This is a genomic window from bacterium (assembly GCA_022616075.1).
In the GTDB taxonomy this organism is placed as follows: Bacteria; Acidobacteriota; HRBIN11; order JAKEFK01; family JAKEFK01; genus JAKEFK01.
Genome location: JAKEFK010000183.1, coordinates 1 through 17578, shown reverse-complemented (window position 1 = coordinate 17578; position 17578 = coordinate 1). Strand labels below are relative to the sequence as shown.

Here is a 17578-nt window from a genome sequence, read left to right as displayed (position 1 = left end):
TGAGACTGGCATAGCATCATCACTTCCTAAGGTGACGGCTACGACGGAAGTAACTTACGGATTTGATTGATACGATTAGAATTGCAGTCCTTTCCGGGACCCCCCGTAATAGTCTTAAGTTACTGAAAATTAAGGTATTACAGTAAAAAAGCGGTATAATTATATTATAGTTAACATGAATGTCAACAAGACCGCCCGCGAGATTACCCCTTACGGTTTCCATATCCATAGATAGAATATAGGTCGTCAGAGGCAAGAATCATCCCCACACCAAAGCTAAGTTTGTAAATCGGGTTCGGACCCCGAATCACAACGGAAACCGTTCTATCTACAGGCCTTATCCGATAAACATCACGTGAAACGACGAATACGTTGGAATTATGGACGTAGATTTGCGAGATCCGTTTGCCTATTTTCATCCTGTGCAGGAGCTTTCCGGAGTCAGATGACAGGTAAAGAAGGTCCGTACCGGATGCAAAAACGATCTCTTTGTTCAGAACGACTGGATTAGAAGGTTGTGAGGCAGAAAAACGCCAGAGCAATCTACCGGTTGGTACTTCAACGGCGTAAAGGAATTGATCGTAACATGCAAAGAAAACGAAATTATCCAGAAGCACCGGATCACCGGTGATGATTTCGGGTGTTGTCAATTTCCAGTTAAGAGATCCATCCTGTTTCAAAGAAGTGAATTGTTTGTTCCATCCACCAATGAGAATATTGTTTCCTGCGATCTGAGGGCGAGCATTAAATTTTTTTTGTCCGGAAAAACGCCACTTTTCTGTTCCGTTCGCCGAAGAAAGCAAATACAGCGTTCCCTTCTCAGACGGTAGAAGAACAGCGCCGGCAAGGGCTGCGAGTGGCGCGATGAACTGATCCTTCAACTGAGTCTGCCACTTCTGACGGCCATTCTCAGGATTCAACGCGTATACAAAACCGTCTTGAGTGACAAGGAAAAGTAAGTCCTCCGAGAAAACCGGCGTTCCCAAAACAGGTCCGGCAACTTTTTGAGTCCAGTTCGTTTTGCCCGTGCGCATGTTTCCGCATACCACTTCCCCTGCTTGCGAAAACACATAAAACTTATCCTCCCGGACGATGGGATCCGCATACGGACGGCTTTGCAATTTTAGATTCCAGATAGGCTGGCCCGGATCCTGCTTACAGCAAGTTGTAAAAAGAAATGCGACAAGCAATAAAATTCCCGATCGTTTCATGGCTTCTGATGATATATGAAAAAACTTGCTTTTTGCGGATCGCTTGTAATAGATTAAAGATGAAACGAGATTTTGGCGAAATCTCAGCCGGGCTTTGAGGCCAACATCCACCCACAAGTGGGCGAGAGTCACGAGCCGATCGATTTTGCCAAAATCTTTTTTTTATGTCCAGAAAGAAAAAAAAACAATCCTCTTCACGAGTTTCACCCCCTCTTCCCACGGCGGAAGCTTTCACGCGACAAATTACATTCGACAGCATGGAAGACCAAATTCGCGGGGAAGAAAGAATACAGGAAGAAGAAAATCAAAAGTTAAAAGAAGCCCAGGATATTAAAAAGAAACTCGAGTCCGCCGAAGTAGACAGACGCCTCGAAGCGTTAAAACAGCAACTGAGACTTAACACAGAGACGCAGAGACGCAGAGGTAAAAAAAAGTAGCGCGGGCGTCCCGCCTGCGAGGCGCGCAGACGAGACGTCCGCGCTACTTTACGCGGAAGGAAACAGGGCTCGATTGCGATCGATTCCCAGCATAGTCATAAGCCACTGCAAAAAACTTGTGATAACCCTTCTTTAATGGTTTCGTAATTTTCGCTCTTGCGGTGTTACGATCCGGATCGTATTCGGCCTGATAAGGAATGCTATCCACGTACAGAGTGACTTTCTCATCATCCACGTCCATTCCTGCGTCGCGAATCTGCACTGCCAGAAGCGGTGTCGGGTTTCGAGTTGCGCTGCGTTTCCTGGGAAAAATGGAAGTGATGGCAGGTGCTGCATTGTCGGAAATCAAGGCGTACAGGTCGAAGGTTTCAATCTTCGTCTGCACGCTTCGGGAACTTTTGTTGAGTTGCGATGGAAGACTTTCCCACTTCTGACTGGCGCGGTTCCAATGATAAATGCTGAGCTTTTCCGGATGCTTCACAGTTTCCGGATAGGAAAAGGAGAGAGTTGTGCCTTTTTTCAGAGGCAAGCCGCGTGGGGCAAGCTGCAACATGGGACCGATGAGGGGAAGGGATTTCGATTTGTACTCCGGTAAAGATTTTGTCCAAACAAACGCATCTTTGTACAAAGAATTTTCATTGAATGAGAGCTGAAAATTTCCATCAGCGACAAGCGTTTGAGTCCCCCGTTTTACAAATCGAACCGGAACAGTCAACGATTGGCCCCCTGGCAGCGCCACAACCATATCTTCATTTCGCTTTGGCGCAGGGATAAGAGTTAGCATCGAAGTTGGTTCGCGCAACAACAACGGGAAAAATGCGGGAGGATCTCCGATAGAAGCTTGCAATTTTCCTGTGGCCGGTTCTTCCATTTCAAAGATCACGCGAATCGTATCGCCGTAGGTTTCATAACGCAGATTCCCCGCTGATAAAGTTTGCATCGTGTCAGGAATCGGGGCGCCTCCCGGGCGAATTTTGCCGAACACATACGGCGAATATTCGATTCCATCGTAAGCTCTTGCCCGTATCAAAACCGATCTGGCATTCCTCGCTTCACTCATGGGTATCCGGTATCTAAACTTCAGGGAGTCGTTTGCATCCGGAACTTCAAGCGAAGTCAGTGTGACAGGGATAAAGGACTTTCCATCGTCCAGGGAATATTCCACTTCGCCGGTCAAAGCCCCGGACCCTTTCCAGTTAGGATCCCGAATCGTCGCGTGGACTGCTAGCTCCGCCTGGTCCGGTTGAATCGAGTGAAGGTCAAATTGGGGAGGATGATTCACAACAAACGGTATGTCCGCGATGGAAGTGTTGTTATTGCTGTCCCCTGCTTCAATTCTTAACCGGTGGTTTCCGGCTGACAGAGTACGGATAGAAAAAGAAACGGATCGCGTCACGAATGGCAAAGACTCTTCAACCGTTTTGGCCAGCAAGATCGGATATTCATAGTAAGAGGGTCCTGGTTTTCCAAGATCATATAGAAGTCCAAATCCTTGCGGCTGGGTATAAGAGAATTGATTAAACTCGATGGAATACAGAACCTTGTCGTCAATCGAGTATGTGATTCGCTGCGGCGCGCGGTGATACCGGCGAAGAGCTGAATCATAGAGGCTTACCGATAGCACGAAATCACCGCGAACGACCGGTGTGGAATCGGGCACAAAGACCGAATCACTCCTGCGCAAACGAATCTCCTTTGTATCGAGGTCTCCGTTGATTGCAGAATCAATCGACAGCGGATAAAAATAGCAAGCTTGAAATGTTGGAGGAATAGGATCCAAAGTGTCGCGAAATCCATTGGTTAAAGGATTCAATGCGACCGACTCATTCTTACGAATTTCCAGATGAAGGTGTGGGAGTCCTGCGCCGCTTTCACCCGAATACGCAACCACCTGCCCCTGTTTCACTCGCAGAGGCGGATCAAGGAAAATATCTCCGACATAAGGAGTTCCTTCGCGATTCGCTCTATCTACATAGATCGTGTGAAGTCCGAGTTCCCGGGAAAAATCCTCCAGATGCGCGTAAACAGACTGCATTCCGTCTGCATGTTGGATATACAGAGCTTTCCCATAACCGCGTTTTTGGATTTTCATCCGGTAAATTGAGCCATCGGCAACAGCAAGCACCGGCAATCCGGTTTCACCATTGGTGCTCAAATCAATTCCCGCGTGATAATGATCGTCGCGCGATTCGCCGAATGTAGCAGAGATCCCGTAGTTTTGCTGTAAGGGCCAGATAAAATCAGGGGAAGCAAAAACAAGAGAAGAATAGAGCGATATACAAACGCACAGGAACACCCGAATCCAGCACATCTCCAGTTAATAAAAATATAACGCAAAGACGCTTTTCTGAAAAGGGCGTAGTGGCAGAGCATTGTCCGCAGTTCCGGTTTGAACTCGTCAGGCAATAAATCTGCATCCCGCAACATCCTTGGTTTGCTGGGACAATGCTCTGCTCTAATCACCGGATGCAGAGCATTTGCGTGAACAAAGAATGTTTGTGAGATTTGGCAGGAACTTGTGCGAGAACAAAGTTCATACGTGAACACTGGCAAATGCTCTGAAGCTACCATTTTAACGGCAGAGAGTGACGGCCCTTCAAATAGGCAGCAAGTGCGAGCGGCACGAGAATTAATACTTCTCTAAACAACGCTCCGAAATTGTGCGCGCCGAATAACGATTCCATTCCCCCTCGATGAATGCTCCAAAAAATCTCCACCGGCGCAATCATGTGTTTGTGCGTAAACGGCCAGAACAAAGGAATTCCGATCGGTGGACTGCCATCCTGCGTAAAGTAATCCAGCAACAAATGCGTTCCATACACCGCGCTCAATAGAACGGCCGTCCGCAGCGCATGTGATTTTTTCAGCGTCCTCAAAACAAGATACATCGCGGTTCCAATCAGGAGCGCAAAAGGAATCGAATGGCTGAAATAATGATGCTGCAAAACAGGATGCGAGTTGTAATAGGCTACAAGAAAATCGGCATCGGCCAGCGAACCGAAAAATAAGCCGGCTCCCATCGCCTTTAAGTTGCCGCGAAAATCGTTTGCGAGTCGCGGTTCCGCCAAAATCAAAACAGCGTAGCCGGCGAGACCGTGAGCGATCGGAGTAGGCATTCCCTCACCGTTTCAGATGGGACGCAAACTCATCGACTGTCAGGGCGTTACCGTTCATGATTCGCGAAAGTTCCCACAGCGGAGGCAATTTTGGAAAAAGCTGATTCCGGAAGAAAAGATCGCGAGGATGCCCTTCCGCTTTCTTTTGTCCCTTTTCCATCAAGATCGCATAGTTACAGTAGTCGCCAACAATTTTGAGACTGTGGGTCACGATGATGATTGTGGCTCCTTCCTTGTTGAGTTCGCGTAGCAGTTCCATCAAATAAGTTTGCTGGCGATAATCGAGTCCCGTTGTCGGCTCATCCAGCATCAAAATTTCAGGACTCACGCTCAACATGCAGGCCACGGCAACCCGCTGGCGTTCCCCTTTCGAAAGCTGAAACGGATCTCGTTGTTGCTGCGCTTCCAGATCCATTGTCTGAAGAGCCCGTTCGACATTTTTTTTCTGCTGTTTCTCCGAAAAACCCAGTTGCTGAGGTCCAAATTCCACTTCTTCCCTAACCGTGGTGTTGAAAATTTGATGATCAGGATTCTGGAATACCAGAGCAGTCGCTTTGCTCAGATCTTTTCTGTTCCATTCACGGATTTCCTTTCCAAGGATCCGTATTGAACCCTCTTGCGGATATTGCAATCCGTTCAGATGTTGCAACAACGTGGATTTTCCACTTCCATTCTGGCCGATGATTCCCAGAAATTCCCCTTTACGAATTTCAAAGGACACATCCCGCAACGCTTCAACATCCCGGTTCTCGTAGCGGTAGGAAAGATTTGCAACGTCAATGACCGCCGGAGAAGCGCTCCGGGAGGGACAGGCCAGGAGTTGAAGTTGACCATCACCCCAGGACGCGGCAAGCTCCCTAGGAGTTGTTAGAGAGGGTGTTTCCTTCAACTTTGACTGCAAAACCGCAAGATCGAGCGGCGCGAGTGAATTTGCTTCTAATAGTGTAGAGTTTGTCAGTATTTCCGACGGGGATCCTGAAGATTGGATTGCGCCACCGCGGAAAAGGAATAACCGGTCCGCATCCTGAAACCGGTCCGTTTCATGGTCCACAATCACAACCGTTTCCACCCAGTCCTTCAGCTCCGGAAGCGTTTGGATCACAAAGTGTTTGCTTTCAGGATCCAGATCCGTTGTAGGCTCATCCAGCACCAGAATTTGTGGCTTGTACGCAAGCACTGAGGCAATTGCCAGCTTTTGCTTTTCCCCTCCTGACATGGAAAACGGCTCGCGCCTGGAAAGATGGCGCAGATGAAATTTCTCCAGAAGCTCTTCCATTCTATGTTCCATCTCCAGTCTGGAAACACCGAAATTTTCAAGACTGAATGACAATTCCAGCAAAGCGTTCGTTGAAAAAAGTTGTTGCTCAAAATCCTGAAACACCATTCCGATCTTTCTGGCCATCGAAGAAGTGGATTGTTTTTCCAGCCAGCCGCCGGCCACCCAGCGCTTCCCCGAAAATTCCCCTTTAAAAAACAAAGGAATGATGTTGTTGAGAGTTCGGCAAAATGTGGATTTACCTTCACCGGAGGGACCGGCAATCACCGTAAATTCGCCCGGTTCAATTTGTAAACTGAGGTCCTTCAGAATTTCAGAGTCACCATCTTGATAGCGGAAGCGCACAGATTCATACCGAATCGCGGAAGCCATCAGATGAGAATCAGCGTGGCGATAAACAAAAGCACGCACGCCACAATTTGAAAAGCGCTTTTATGATCAACAAGAAACGGAAGCGTTTCACGAACCGAAGGAACAAACATCAGGACGTAGAGAATGAGTGTGAGAACCAGAACGATTACCGGTCCTATCCTGTTGGGATTAGAGATTTCTTGAGGTTGCAGAATCTGTTCATACGTGAGCTTCATTTCCCGAATTCGTTTTCCCAGCGTGCCAATTAATAGCGGAGCAAGAAGAAGCGAAACCAACAGATTATTCAGAAAGATAGTGTGAACCAAGAAACCAAAAGGGATTCCGATTAGATCGACGCCTGTAGCAATCAGCACCGCGCAAACCGCAGATGCCAAAACCACCGCAAAAACAAAAACGGCCCATCCTTTTCGCGTCCTTAACTGATCACGCGACCCGATGTAGGCTTTGAGAACGCGGTAAGGAATCAAACCGTAAAGGATATTTCCAAAGAAACCCGGTATGCTTCCCGGCCCGATTGTGCCACCCAGCACATCTCCAATCAGATTTCCAAAAGCCGTTCCCCAGGCTGACACAGGACCGAAAAAAATGCTAAAGAAAATGGGCAGTGCCATGGCCGGTCGGACTTCAGTTATGCCTGGAATGATCGTTGCTATTTTGAATGGAAGCAAAACAGCAACATACAACGCTGCGCACAATGCAATCAAAACAATCATGCGGGTGTGTTGCCAGCAACGGATCAGTTCACGCATGATTCTTTTTAACCGCCAAGACGCCAGGACCGTCAAGAAAAATAGAAGTTTTTTTTGACTTGGCGTTCCTGGCGACTTGGCGGTTCAATCCCTTTACATTCCCAGGAGAGTGGCGTCTCCGTTCGCTAAGGTCTTTACAAGTTCCTCATAGAAATAATTTGTCGATGTGTGTATGTGAGTCGGAACACGATTCTGATACATCTGACGGCTACGTTCAATATCCTCCCTGAGGCGTTCATACAGGTCTCTATGTTCGCGCCCCGCGGCAACCTGCGCTTCATTGTAAAGTTTGATTTCGCTTACGAGAAGTCGTGCAAATCTTTTTGCATCATCATGCAGCTTTTGCTCTTCTTCTGAAAGAACAAGAGGGGGAGCGATCGCCGGCATCACCACTGTGCCTTCGGCTTCTTCCGGTTCCGGTTCCGCTTTCGCTTCCGCTTCCACTATTTCTGGTTCTGCAACAACGGATGCAACAGCTTCTGCCACAGTTTCCGGTTCTTCTTGAACCGGTACGGCCGCCACGGGCTCCACCGGCACAACAGGCTGCGGCGCGGTAACTTCGACTTCAGGAACAGGCGGTGGAGGGAGCGGAGGAGGCGCAACTTCCACGGGAGGAGGCGCCGGCGGCGGCGCTTCTTTCACAGGAGCGGGAGCAGTTTTAGGTTTTAATGGAAGCAGATCAATTGCCAGACCAGCGGCGCGCGTCGCAAGGAATAACAAATCCGGAAGGTCCGGTTTTTCAGCAAAATCATCTTCGATATCCGCGTACAGGATTCCCGCAATTTTCCCGCGAACCGTGATGGGACATGCGACCACAGACTTTGGAAACCTGTTTCCAATTGCCAGGTAGATCTCGCCATTATCCGGATATTTGTCCGCTGCGCCATGGGACAACTCACCCGTGCTTGTAACTTCATTCAAAATGTTTTGTTTTTCCAAATCGAGCCGAATGGATCTCACGCGGTCCGTATTCCAATCGTTGCCCAAACCCAACGCGGCCCATCCTGAAGCCTGATTTCCTTTTATAACAAACAAAACCGCGCGGCCGACCCAGGAAGCAATATGCATTAACAGACTGTTGAGAATCTCGGATTGCGTGTGCTGCTGATCGATCTTTTTCATCAGGTCAGCGAGCGATTCAAGATCTGTGTTTTTTCTTTTTGGCGGAGCAGGAATATTAGAAACGATATCGGAAAGTAGAACTTCGAGCTGTTGCTCGAACGGAGTGACATCTGCCTGATACCAGGAAGCGATGTGTTGATCAACTAAAGTATGAAAACTTGCTGAGATTCGATCTTGGGCATCGCTGAGCTCCCGTTCCAATATGTCTTGAACTCTTGTGAGTTCATTTTGCACGGCCTGCCGCACCTTCTGGTGATTCTCATCGAAAACGGGTGTCTGGCTGTTTTTTAACTTCTCCGTTTGCTCCCTTATTTCCTCCAGTTTTTGGATAATCAGGTTTTTATAATCGCTTGAAATTCGATCCCTTAGATAGTCTGCAAAACTCATCAAAGACCCCCTGACGCGTAGACGCGCAGACGCAAGACGCGAGGACGCAATACGCGAAGACGCAATTATCCTGAATCGACTTTTCTTTGTCAATGCACGGCACCTCTAACATGAGGAAAATGAGCATGTTAGGCACTGCCCGGCGGCCGATTCTTTCCTTGACAGTTGTTCATTTCGATCACTATACTTAGCAAGACAGCAAGGCCCGGAAACGCTTGACGCGGAGAGGAACGGATTTGATGGGGGCGAAACGGGCTCGACGGAAGTTGTGAAGCATTGGCTGCATACCGAGTCGTCACTTTCTCGTAAAACAGGTGGCAAATAAACATAACTGCAAACACTGAATTTGCTCTGGCTGCTTAATTAACAAGTAGTCACGCTTTTTTCGCGTTTTTCCTGCGGACCGAAAAAAGCGTCAATTAGCAGGATCGCAGAGTCAGCATGTTTCCGGCCGATTCTGTTAAACTAAGGAAACTGGCTGCCGGAATGCCTGCCTGCTGGCTAAACCGGCGGTAAGACTTGATAAACAGGATACGTATGTAGATGTTAATGCGGAAAGCTTTCGGACGCGGGTTCGACTCCCGCCGCCTCCACCATGTCTTGTTCCTCTTTCTGTTTCTCCTTGCTTGCGATCTCTTAGCGCAGGACCAGGCGCTAACCATTTTTGAAGACTCGCGTAAGCTCCAGGTCTCTCTGCAAACAATCGAAGGAGCTCCTTTTGTAAACATTGCCGATTTGCAGACGCCCCTTGGATTCCAGATCAATCCTGTAGTAGGAAATCAAAACATTTCTCTGGTTTCCGGATCTCATTCCGTGATCTTGTCCGCCAACCGATCGCTTGTTTCGGTCGATCAAAAACTGGTGTCCTTGAGTAAGCCGGTTTATCTCGTTCAAGGCGCATGGCTCGTTCCACTGGACTTTATTCCGAAGGTCTTGCGCGGTGTAACCGAAAAGCGTTTTTTATGGCTGGAAAACAGCAGGTCTTTAATGATCGGAAATGTTCAGGCGAATCAGGTCACGCTTAAATACGCATCCGAGTCGAAATATTCCCGCCTTGTATTTCAGTCATTGAGCCCGATTTCTTACATGGTTCAAGCCGAGGGAAACGTTTTGTTTGTGATTCCGCAGTCCGAAGATTTTTCCCCGGGATTCCAAAACGCCGTCTTTGAGGATGGTCTTGTTCAAAATGTGACAATAGAGACAAGAGAGAATCGCAAAGTTTTCAAGATTCAAACCGGAATTCAATATGCTTCTTACAGAACATTTGAACTGAAGGATCCTCCGCGATTTGTCATTGACTTCTACGGTAAAGGATCGACCACAGAACAACCGGCGCCCGTCGTTCCTCCGCAAACACAGACAGTTCCGCCAACTCTGCTTCCTTCACCGATCGGGAGCAAGAAAGTGATTGTGATCGACCCGGGCCACGGTGGCGCGGAAACAGGAGCGAAGGGGCCTAACGGAACGCTCGAAAAAGATGTCACCATGAGCATCGCGAGGAAATTGAAATCCATTGTCGAAAGCACCGGAATGCGCGCGATTTTAACACGCGATGGAGATCAGGTTGTGACTCTCGACGATCGGACATCAAAAGCCAATAACAACAAGGCGGACCTGTTTATCAGCATTCATGCGAATGCCACGATTCGCGGAAGGGCGCGCGGAGCAGAAACATATTTCCTTTCCGCTCAGGCGACTGATGATGAGTCACGTAACATTGCCGCCGTGGAAAATAATGCGATCGGCCTCAACCAGGCTCCAGCAATAGAAGACGATTTGAAATTGATCCTGTGGGATATGGCGCAGACAGAATTTCTCGCGGAAAGCAGTCAGCTCGCAGAGACCATACAACAGGAATTGAATAACACACTCAGCATTTCTAACCGGGGGATAAAACAAGCGCCCTTTCGTGTGCTGACAGGAGCAACCATGCCGGCGGTTCTGATTGAAGTTGGATTCATTAACAATCCGGATGAAGAGAAATTGATGGCAGATGCCGAATATCAAATGAAAATTGCCACAGCCATTTTTCGAAGCATCCAGGCATTTCAAAATCGCAACCAGGAAGCTTCTTCAACAATCAGCACTAGCGGGCAATAGCCTCTACGCGTTTGCGAGTCTCCGCGTCTGCGCGTCAAGACGCGACAGATGACAGATGCTAGACACGATAAACGATATGAATCGACCGATCGTAATTGGTTTCCTTCTTTTTATCGTTGTTTTCGGCGTGATCTTCTACTTTGTCAAAAATCGCCCGGAAACCATCCTATCCTCGACCTCCACTTCGAATCCCCCAGGTGCGGCAGCTGTAAATCAACGACGCATCAATGTAAAACTTTACTTCAGCACTCCCGGTTCCGTGATCTTAGATACGGAAGAACGCTCGATTCCTTATCACGAAACTTTGAATGCTCAGGCAAAAGAAGTTCTCGCAGCGTTGATCGCGGGTCCAAAAGGAAAACTGATTCCTTCCATTCCGGATGGTGTCCGCGTATTGGATGTTCTTGTGAGCAAAGATGGAATCGCTTATGTTGACTTATCGGGAGAGATAGTTTCCAATCATCAGGGAGGAACCACTGGAGAAGTGGTAACGGTCTATTCGATTGTGAACACGCTGACGATCAACTTGCCTCAAATCCATGGAGTACAAATTCTTGTGGATGACCGCCCGGTTGAAACACTGAAAGGGCATATGGACTTGAGCCGGCCCCTGAGACCCGATCTTTCCATCGCAAGGCAAGAACAAGAATCAAAATCGCAGGAACAAAACAGTTTATGAGGCAGGATGGGCGATCCTTTGATCAGTTGCGCAAGACGGTGATTACTCCCGATTACATTAAGAATGCAGATGGTTCCGTGCTCATTGAAATGGGAGACACGCGAGTTATCTGCACGGCTTCACTCGAAGATAAGGTTCCGCCCTTCTTAAAGAACACCGGCCAGGGCTGGCTCACTTCCGAATACGGCATGCTTCCGCGGTCCACCTCCTCTCGCGTAAGCCGGGAAGCCACGCAGGGCAGACAGTCGGGAAGAACGCAGGAAATTCAGCGCCTGGTTGGACGCGCTTTGCGCGCGGTAACGAATCTTCATGCGCTCGGTGAGCGAACGATCTGGATCGATTGTGACGTGCTACAGGCAGATGGCGGCACTCGAACGGCTTCGATCACAGGAGGGTATGCCGCCCTTGTGCTCGCCTTTTCCAGTCTTGTCGAAGAAAAATTACTGAATCATCTTCCGGTACGCGATTATGTGGCGGCTGTCAGTGTTGGCATCGTCAACCAGCGGCCCCTTCTGGATTTGAATTTCCATGAAGATTCCCGCGCCGATGTGGACATGAATATCGTTTGCACAGGGGAAGGACATTTCGTGGAAATTCAAGGAACCGCAGAAAAGCGGCCTTTTGTAGATGGCGACTTGCAAGAGATGCTCAGGCTCGCGAACAAAGGAATTCGTGAATTGGTCCGCATCCAGAACAAAGTATTCCGGCAAGCCATTGACGAAAGATTCTGGGATTTGCTCCCACCACTACGCGATTGATTTCACACGATAAAATCGTAGGGGCGACCCTTGTGGTCGCCCGAGAAGGGCAGGCACAAGGCCTGCCCCTACAATGAATAAAATAGTTATAACGACGTCCAATCGCGGAAAATTTCTTGAAATGCAGGATGGCCTGAAGGACCTGAACGTCCGTTTGCTTTCGCTCCAGGAATTTCCGGACATCCCGGAAGCGCCGGAACAGGGAATGAGCTTCGAAGAGATTGCGCGCAATAAAGCGAGGTTCTACCGGAAACGTTTGCAGTTCCCGGTTTTGGCGGAGGATTCCGGTCTGGTGATTCCTTCTCTGGATGGTTTTCCAGGGATTTTTTCTGCCCGGATTGCATCGACTGATCAGGAAAGGATCCAAATCATCCTGGAAAAACTGTCGGCTAAAAAGGAACGTTCAGCCTTCTACTACTGCAGCATGGCTTTCCTCGACTCTGAAGGCATGATGGAATCTCAAGGCCGTTGCGACGGTCGCATAGTTGAAACGCCTCGCGGTCTGCTTGGTTTTGGATATGATCCAATCTTTTGTCCCGACAACACCGACAGGACTTTTGGCGAAATGAAACTTCAGGAAAAGTTCCACTATTCCCACCGCGGACGCGCCTTAAAGCAATTGTTGACTCAACTCGGCAACAGGATTCCAGGCAATCCATGATTTCCATTCCCAGTCAAGCCCGTTTCATGGCGCTGATACTTACTACATTTGTAGTGCTGTTTTCGGCTCCTTACGAAGAAAAACCGCTTCTGACGGCGCTGGTATTTATTTCTCTTTTTCCGGTTCAGACAATTCTCTGGAGGCTGGGTTACAGCCGGAAAGTAAAAGACTTCTTTTTTTGCTTATCGTTTCTCATTGCGAACCTCATCTTGAAACATTACTGGCAGTATGCCGATCTTCTTTTTTATGCAACTGCAATTCTAGTCTCAGCTGTTTTGCGTTACCGCATTTTTCTCGCAGTTACCGGATCCGCAGCCGCTCTAGAGGTGTTGCGGGAAAATTACTACGGGACCGAAGGCGCGGAAGAAGTGGCTTTTCGTTATGTGTTGTTTCTGTTGGCAGGCACTCTCACTTACATACTCCTGTGGGAAGAGAAGAGAAAGAAGGAAGAATACAAAAAGGAACTGGACGACCTGAAATACGGGATCCAGGAAGTCAGCGAAGGAGGGATCAGCGATCAGGATCAAATCTCCCGTTCTGTAGATGCAGCCATTGTTCTGGACGAATCTTTAAGTGGGATCATTCAGCTGGTCCATAATGTTTTCAAGCCGGAAACGTCGCTGCTCTGGCAATTTTTGCCGGAACAAAAAAAGCTCCGCGTAAAAAATCGGGCCGGCGATGCGGAAGGTTTGCGCGATGGTTTGATTGCCGCTCTGGGAGAAGGTCCGATCGGATGGGCCGCGTTGAATAAAAAGACATTTCTTCAGCAAAATCGTCAGGAAGGCGTTAACTATTTTTCCGGCAGCAAAAAATCTGTGATTCGTTCCCTGCTGGCAGTTCCCATTCTGGATAAAGACCGTCTGGAAGGAGTCTTGTCGGTTGAATCGGAGCATCTGAATTATTTTGCGGAAGATGCAGAAAAAGCACTTTCCTCTTTTGCTGCGCAAATCGCGCAAACCATCCGTATGGCGCGCCTTGCTAAAGAACGGGAAGAAAGGGCGATTGAGTTTCAAGCTTTTTACCGTGCAAGCAAAGAGCTCGCCTCTACAATTGAATTTGAGGAGATTGTAAATAAGCTGCACGTGCTGTGCGCTGAAATTGTGCCGTACGATTTCAGCGCCGTTGCGGTTTGGCAGGAGCCCGGGGATTTGTATTCGGTCTACCAGTGGGCCAGCCCGACGGAAGCAGCTTTAATCAAAAACGACTTACCCAACGATGGACGTTCCTGGATATCCTGGTTTTTAAATAACCGTGAAGAGCCTTTCATTCTCACGAAAACGCAGCTAAATCTGCAACAGATGCCCTTGCTTTTCGAAGAGGAAAATCTTCCCAGTCTTTCCACTTTTCTCGCAGCACCCATGCGGCACCAACAACAACGGATCGGCGCGTTGTTGCTGGGGAGCAAACAGGAAGAAGCATTCTCGTCCCATCAGGCCAGAGTGGTTTCTATACTTTGTAATCAGGCAGCTGTGAGCCTGGAGAACTCTTCGATCATTCAGAAAATGGAAGAGCTGGCGATCACGGATGGGCTGACCGGCCTCTTTAACCATCGCTATTTTCAAGAGGCGTTTCAACGGGAGCTCGAACGGGCCGAAAGACAGAATCAGAAGCTGACTTTGCTCATCATGGACATCGATCACTTCAAAGGATTCAACGATTCTTTCGGCCATCCGGCCGGCGACTTCATTTTGAAAAGTCTGGCGCAGGTGCTGAAAAAGAATGCGAGAAAGATCGACGTACTTGCCCGTTATGGTGGCGAAGAATTCGCAGCTTTGCTTCCCGGCATTGATAAAAAGAACGCACGCAAAACAGCAGAACGGTGGCGTAGAAACGTACAGCGGTCAACATTCAAATCCGGCGGACAATCTTTTGCCATCACATTAAGCATCGGATTCGCAACTTATCCGGAGGATGGTCACGCAAAGATCGAATTGATCGAAAAAGCAGATCGCGGTTTATATGACGCCAAAGAAAATGGCCGCAATCAGGTTCGCCATGTTGATGATCATTAAAAGTAACGCGGACGTCCCGTCTGCGCGGGTTCACCGGCGAGACGCCCGTGCTACTTTGTTTACAAATTCTTTCTCTGTGTCTCTGTGTTAAATTAAAATCACATTAACGTATGGACTTTCATTACATAGCGGTAGAAGGACCGATCGGGGTTGGGAAAACGACTTTTGTGGAAATGCTGTCGACCCACCTCAACGCAAACAAGATTTTCGAAGACATCAACAATCCTTTTCTCAAAGATTTCTATCGGGATGTGCCGGGCACTGCGTTTCAAGCGCAGTTATTTTTTCTGCTGAGCCGGTATCAACAACAACAGAAACTGCAACAGGCTGACCTTTTTCAGCAATCGATCATATGCGATTACATTTTTCAGAAAGATAAGATTTTCGCTTATCTGAATCTGAATGATAGTGAATTGCTGATCTATGAAAAGCTGTACACGTTGCTGGAAAGTAACGTTCCGAATCCGGACCTGGTCATCTATTTGCAGGCCACACAGGATGTTTTGATGCAACGGATCAAAAAGCGGAATGTGGAATATGAAAAAAGCATTTCGCGTGATTATCTAAAAGAGCTGACGCAGGCATATAACTATTTCTTCTTTCATTACAAACTTTCTTCGTTGCTGGTGATCAATACCTCAGAAATTGATTTTGTGGAGAATCCTGCGGACATGGATGACCTGATCAAGATGATCCGCTCTATGGGAAAAGGCACAAAATACTACGTCCCGCTCGGCTCAAGATAATGGAAACCGCCAAGGCGCCAAGTCGCCAAGGAACAAAGGATTTAAGAGGATCTTGGCGTTCTTGGGGTCTTGGCGGTAATATATATAGTTCCGGCGATTTGCGAAAACCCACTGGATCTAGTGACCGGTAGGGATGAGATTCGCAGCCGGACGAATCAAACTGAAACTTCACCCGATCCAGAGTTGGACGGGCAGAGGAGATCAAATGTCAGACACAGTCAATCTATCCCTCAAAGTAACTATCCCGTCGCTCTTGCATAAAAAGGAAAAGCGAGAAAGAATCACAATGCTGACGGCCTATGACTTTCCGTCAGCCTATTTGCTGGACCAATCGGAAGTGGATCTTGTTCTGGTTGGGGATTCACTGGCCATGGTAGTGTTGGGTCATGAAAACACATTGCCTGTCGCGATGGATGAAATGATCTATCACACGAAAGCGGTGACAAGGGCATGCAAACGCGCGCTAGTAATCGGTGATATGCCTTTTGGGTCTTATCAGGGCGGAATCAACCAGGCAATCCAGAATGGAATGCGTTTTATAAAAGAAGGACTCTGCTCGGCGGTAAAACTCGAAGGCGGAAAACAACGAGCAACTATTATCGCAGCTATGGTAGAGGCTGAGATTCCGGTCATGGCGCACATCGGATTGACGCCGCAATCGATGCTCCGCTTCGGCGGTTTCAAGGTGCAAGGAAAGTCCGTGGAAGCGGCGATGGTGATTATGGAAGATGCATTTGCCGTTCAGGAAGCAGGCGCTTTCGCTGTTGTTTTAGAAAGCATTCCTGCGGCTGTTGCAGCGGAAATCACCCCGCGTCTTCGCATTCCAACGATTGGGATCGGAGCGGGAATTCATTGCGACGGCCAGGTTCTTGTGTGGCATGATTTTCTTGGATTGCATGAAAGCAGAATACCCCGGTTCGTCAAACGGTATGCGAATCTGTATCCGCAAATATTGCAAGCGGCAAACGACTACTGCCATGATGTTCAGGAAGGACTATTTCCTGAAGAACAGCATGGATACTGTATGCCGGACCATGATCTGTTTTTGGAGAAAGTAGAAGAAAAATATGGAAATTATTCAGCGCATCCTTCCCATGAAGGAAAGCTGCAAGAAAGCAAAGTCTGATGGAAAAATTATAGGCTTTGTGCCCACAATGGGCTTTTTGCATGAGGGGCATCTGTCATTGGTTCGCGAAGCGAGAAAGATGTCGGATGTGGTTGTTGTCAGCATTTTTGTGAATCCTTCCCAGTTCGGACCAACAGAAGATTTTGATAAGTACCCCCGCGACGCGACCAGAGACGCAGAAGTGCTTTCCAATGAGAATATTGATTTCCTCTTCATGCCTAAGGTGGAGGAAATTTACCCGGAAAATTATCACACTTGCGTTAAGATTCGCGATCTGAGCGAAAAGCTTTGCGGAGCTTCACGCCCGACGCATTTTGAAGGTGTGACGACCGTTGTGCTAAAACTCTTTCACATTGTTGAGCCGCATTTCGCCTTTTTCGGACAAAAAGATGCGCAGCAGCTTGTCATCATCCGCCGCATGGTAAAGGACCTCAATATGGATGTAGAAATAGTGAGAGTGCCGATTGTTCGAGAACAGGATGGCCTAGCGATGAGCTCGAGGAATGTGTATTTGTCTCCCGAAGAACGCAAGGCGGCCACGGTTTTATATCGATCTCTGGATCACGCCCTTGCGCGCGTTGAGGAAGGAGAACGCAAAGCAAAAACAATATTAAAGGCGATGAAAGAAATCATCAGCACGGAACCTCTCGTGCAGATTGATTACATTGCAGCCACCGACCTGATTGAGCTAAAAGAGATCAAAACTTTAAAGGGGAAATGTTTGATCGCGCTTGCCGCATATGTCGGCAAAACCCGCCTGATTGACAACATCATCGTTGAAGTGGAGTAGGGTGGCGGTCTAGCGCGGGCCTCTGGCCGGCGACTC

15 protein-coding genes and 1 other RNA gene are annotated in these 17578 nt (G+C 48.3%); 10 read left to right on the top strand and 6 right to left on the bottom strand.

Annotated features, from left to right (window positions below):
• Positions 1-203: 203 nt before the first annotated feature.
• The gene (locus tag L0156_14495) at positions 204-1211 is read right to left on the bottom strand and encodes a PQQ-binding-like beta-propeller repeat protein (GenBank protein MCI0604204.1); all 1008 of its coding nucleotides are present in this window, start codon (positions 1209-1211) and stop codon (positions 204-206) included.
• Positions 1212-1375: 164 nt separating this feature from the next.
• Between L0156_14495 and L0156_14490 the strand changes: the two genes are divergently transcribed.
• Positions 1376-1648: a hypothetical protein gene (locus L0156_14490; GenBank protein ID MCI0604203.1), complete on the top strand. Its 273-nt coding sequence runs from the start codon at positions 1376-1378 to the stop codon at positions 1646-1648.
• A 43-nt stretch (positions 1649-1691) separates the two neighbouring features.
• Here the strand turns inward: L0156_14490 and L0156_14485 are convergent, their stop codons facing one another.
• From L0156_14485 to L0156_14465, 5 genes are all read right to left on the bottom strand, one after another.
• A complete protein-coding gene (locus L0156_14485) occupies positions 1692-3959 on the bottom strand; it encodes a peptidoglycan DD-metalloendopeptidase family protein (GenBank protein ID MCI0604202.1) in 2268 nt (755 codons plus the stop codon).
• Positions 3960-4212: 253 nt separating this feature from the next.
• Positions 4213-4764, bottom strand: a complete 552-nt coding sequence (locus L0156_14480) for a metal-dependent hydrolase (GenBank protein ID MCI0604201.1) — start codon at positions 4762-4764, stop codon at positions 4213-4215.
• Positions 4765-4768: 4 nt separating this feature from the next.
• On the bottom strand, positions 4769-6412 hold the full coding sequence (locus L0156_14475; GenBank protein MCI0604200.1) for an energy-coupling factor transporter ATPase: 1644 nt from the start codon (positions 6410-6412) through the stop codon (positions 4769-4771).
• Positions 6412-7161 (bottom strand): QueT transporter family protein, encoded by a 750-nt coding sequence (locus tag L0156_14470; GenBank protein ID MCI0604199.1) that lies wholly within the window; start codon positions 7159-7161, stop codon positions 6412-6414. The genes L0156_14475 and L0156_14470 overlap by 1 nt, the downstream gene beginning before the upstream one ends.
• A gap of 93 nt (positions 7162-7254) precedes the next feature.
• Entirely contained in the window at positions 7255-8670 is a 1416-nt protein-coding gene (locus tag L0156_14465; protein ID MCI0604198.1) for a hypothetical protein, read from the bottom strand.
• 241 nt (positions 8671-8911) lie between these two features.
• On the opposite strand from L0156_14465, the gene ssrA reads away from it, so the two are divergent.
• From ssrA to panC, 9 genes are all read left to right on the top strand, one after another.
• Positions 8912-9266, top strand: a transfer-messenger RNA (tmRNA) gene (ssrA, locus tag L0156_14460).
• Positions 9220-10770 (top strand): N-acetylmuramoyl-L-alanine amidase, encoded by a 1551-nt coding sequence (locus L0156_14455; protein MCI0604197.1) that lies wholly within the window; start codon positions 9220-9222, stop codon positions 10768-10770. Before ssrA ends, L0156_14455 begins: the two co-directional genes overlap by 47 nt.
• 76 nt (positions 10771-10846) lie before the next feature.
• On the top strand, positions 10847-11449 hold the full coding sequence (locus L0156_14450) for a GerMN domain-containing protein (protein MCI0604196.1): 603 nt from the start codon (positions 10847-10849) through the stop codon (positions 11447-11449).
• Positions 11446-12207 carry a ribonuclease PH gene (gene rph, locus L0156_14445; protein ID MCI0604195.1) on the top strand — a complete coding sequence of 254 codons (762 nt, stop codon included), beginning with the start codon at positions 11446-11448 and terminating at the stop codon, positions 12205-12207. The genes L0156_14450 and rph overlap by 4 nt, the downstream gene beginning before the upstream one ends.
• A 73-nt stretch (positions 12208-12280) precedes the next feature.
• Positions 12281-12868, top strand: coding sequence for an RdgB/HAM1 family non-canonical purine NTP pyrophosphatase (gene rdgB / locus L0156_14440; protein MCI0604194.1), 588 nt, complete (start codon positions 12281-12283; stop codon positions 12866-12868).
• Positions 12865-14880, top strand: coding sequence for a diguanylate cyclase (locus tag L0156_14435; protein ID MCI0604193.1), 2016 nt, complete (start codon positions 12865-12867; stop codon positions 14878-14880). The genes rdgB and L0156_14435 overlap by 4 nt, the downstream gene beginning before the upstream one ends.
• A gap of 110 nt (positions 14881-14990) precedes the next feature.
• Positions 14991-15626, top strand: coding sequence for a deoxynucleoside kinase (locus tag L0156_14430; GenBank protein MCI0604192.1), 636 nt, complete (start codon positions 14991-14993; stop codon positions 15624-15626).
• A 205-nt stretch (positions 15627-15831) separates the two neighbouring features.
• Positions 15832-16752, top strand: coding sequence for a 3-methyl-2-oxobutanoate hydroxymethyltransferase (panB, locus tag L0156_14425; GenBank protein ID MCI0604191.1), 921 nt, complete (start codon positions 15832-15834; stop codon positions 16750-16752).
• Positions 16694-17542 (top strand): pantoate--beta-alanine ligase, encoded by an 849-nt coding sequence (panC, locus tag L0156_14420; protein MCI0604190.1) that lies wholly within the window; start codon positions 16694-16696, stop codon positions 17540-17542. The genes panB and panC overlap by 59 nt, the downstream gene beginning before the upstream one ends.
• Positions 17543-17578: the final 36 nt, after the last annotated feature.

Excerpts from the sequence above, each read along its gene's own strand:
- L0156_14475 (MCI0604200.1), bottom strand. The coding sequence starts at position 6,412 with ATGGCTTCCGCGATTCGGTATGAATCTGTGCGCTTCCGCTATCAAGAT.
- L0156_14450 (MCI0604196.1), top strand. The coding sequence starts at position 10,847 with ATGAATCGACCGATCGTAATTGGTTTCCTTCTTTTTATCGTTGTTTTC.
- L0156_14485 (MCI0604202.1), bottom strand. The coding sequence starts at position 3,959 with ATGTGCTGGATTCGGGTGTTCCTGTGCGTTTGTATATCGCTCTATTCT.
- L0156_14435 (MCI0604193.1), top strand. The coding sequence starts at position 12,865 with ATGATTTCCATTCCCAGTCAAGCCCGTTTCATGGCGCTGATACTTACT.
- panB (MCI0604191.1), top strand. The coding sequence starts at position 15,832 with ATGTCAGACACAGTCAATCTATCCCTCAAAGTAACTATCCCGTCGCTC.
- L0156_14455 (MCI0604197.1), top strand. The coding sequence starts at position 9,220 with ATGCGGAAAGCTTTCGGACGCGGGTTCGACTCCCGCCGCCTCCACCAT.
- L0156_14465 (MCI0604198.1), bottom strand. The coding sequence starts at position 8,670 with ATGAGTTTTGCAGACTATCTAAGGGATCGAATTTCAAGCGATTATAAA.
- L0156_14490 (MCI0604203.1), top strand. The coding sequence starts at position 1,376 with ATGTCCAGAAAGAAAAAAAAACAATCCTCTTCACGAGTTTCACCCCCT.
- panC (MCI0604190.1), top strand. The coding sequence starts at position 16,694 with ATGGAAATTATTCAGCGCATCCTTCCCATGAAGGAAAGCTGCAAGAAA.
- L0156_14480 (MCI0604201.1), bottom strand. The coding sequence starts at position 4,764 with ATGCCTACTCCGATCGCTCACGGTCTCGCCGGCTACGCTGTTTTGATT.
- L0156_14495 (MCI0604204.1), bottom strand. The coding sequence starts at position 1,211 with ATGAAACGATCGGGAATTTTATTGCTTGTCGCATTTCTTTTTACAACT.
- L0156_14430 (MCI0604192.1), top strand. The coding sequence starts at position 14,991 with ATGGACTTTCATTACATAGCGGTAGAAGGACCGATCGGGGTTGGGAAA.
- rph (MCI0604195.1), top strand. The coding sequence starts at position 11,446 with ATGAGGCAGGATGGGCGATCCTTTGATCAGTTGCGCAAGACGGTGATT.
- rdgB (MCI0604194.1), top strand. The coding sequence starts at position 12,281 with ATGAATAAAATAGTTATAACGACGTCCAATCGCGGAAAATTTCTTGAA.
- L0156_14470 (MCI0604199.1), bottom strand. The coding sequence starts at position 7,161 with ATGCGTGAACTGATCCGTTGCTGGCAACACACCCGCATGATTGTTTTG.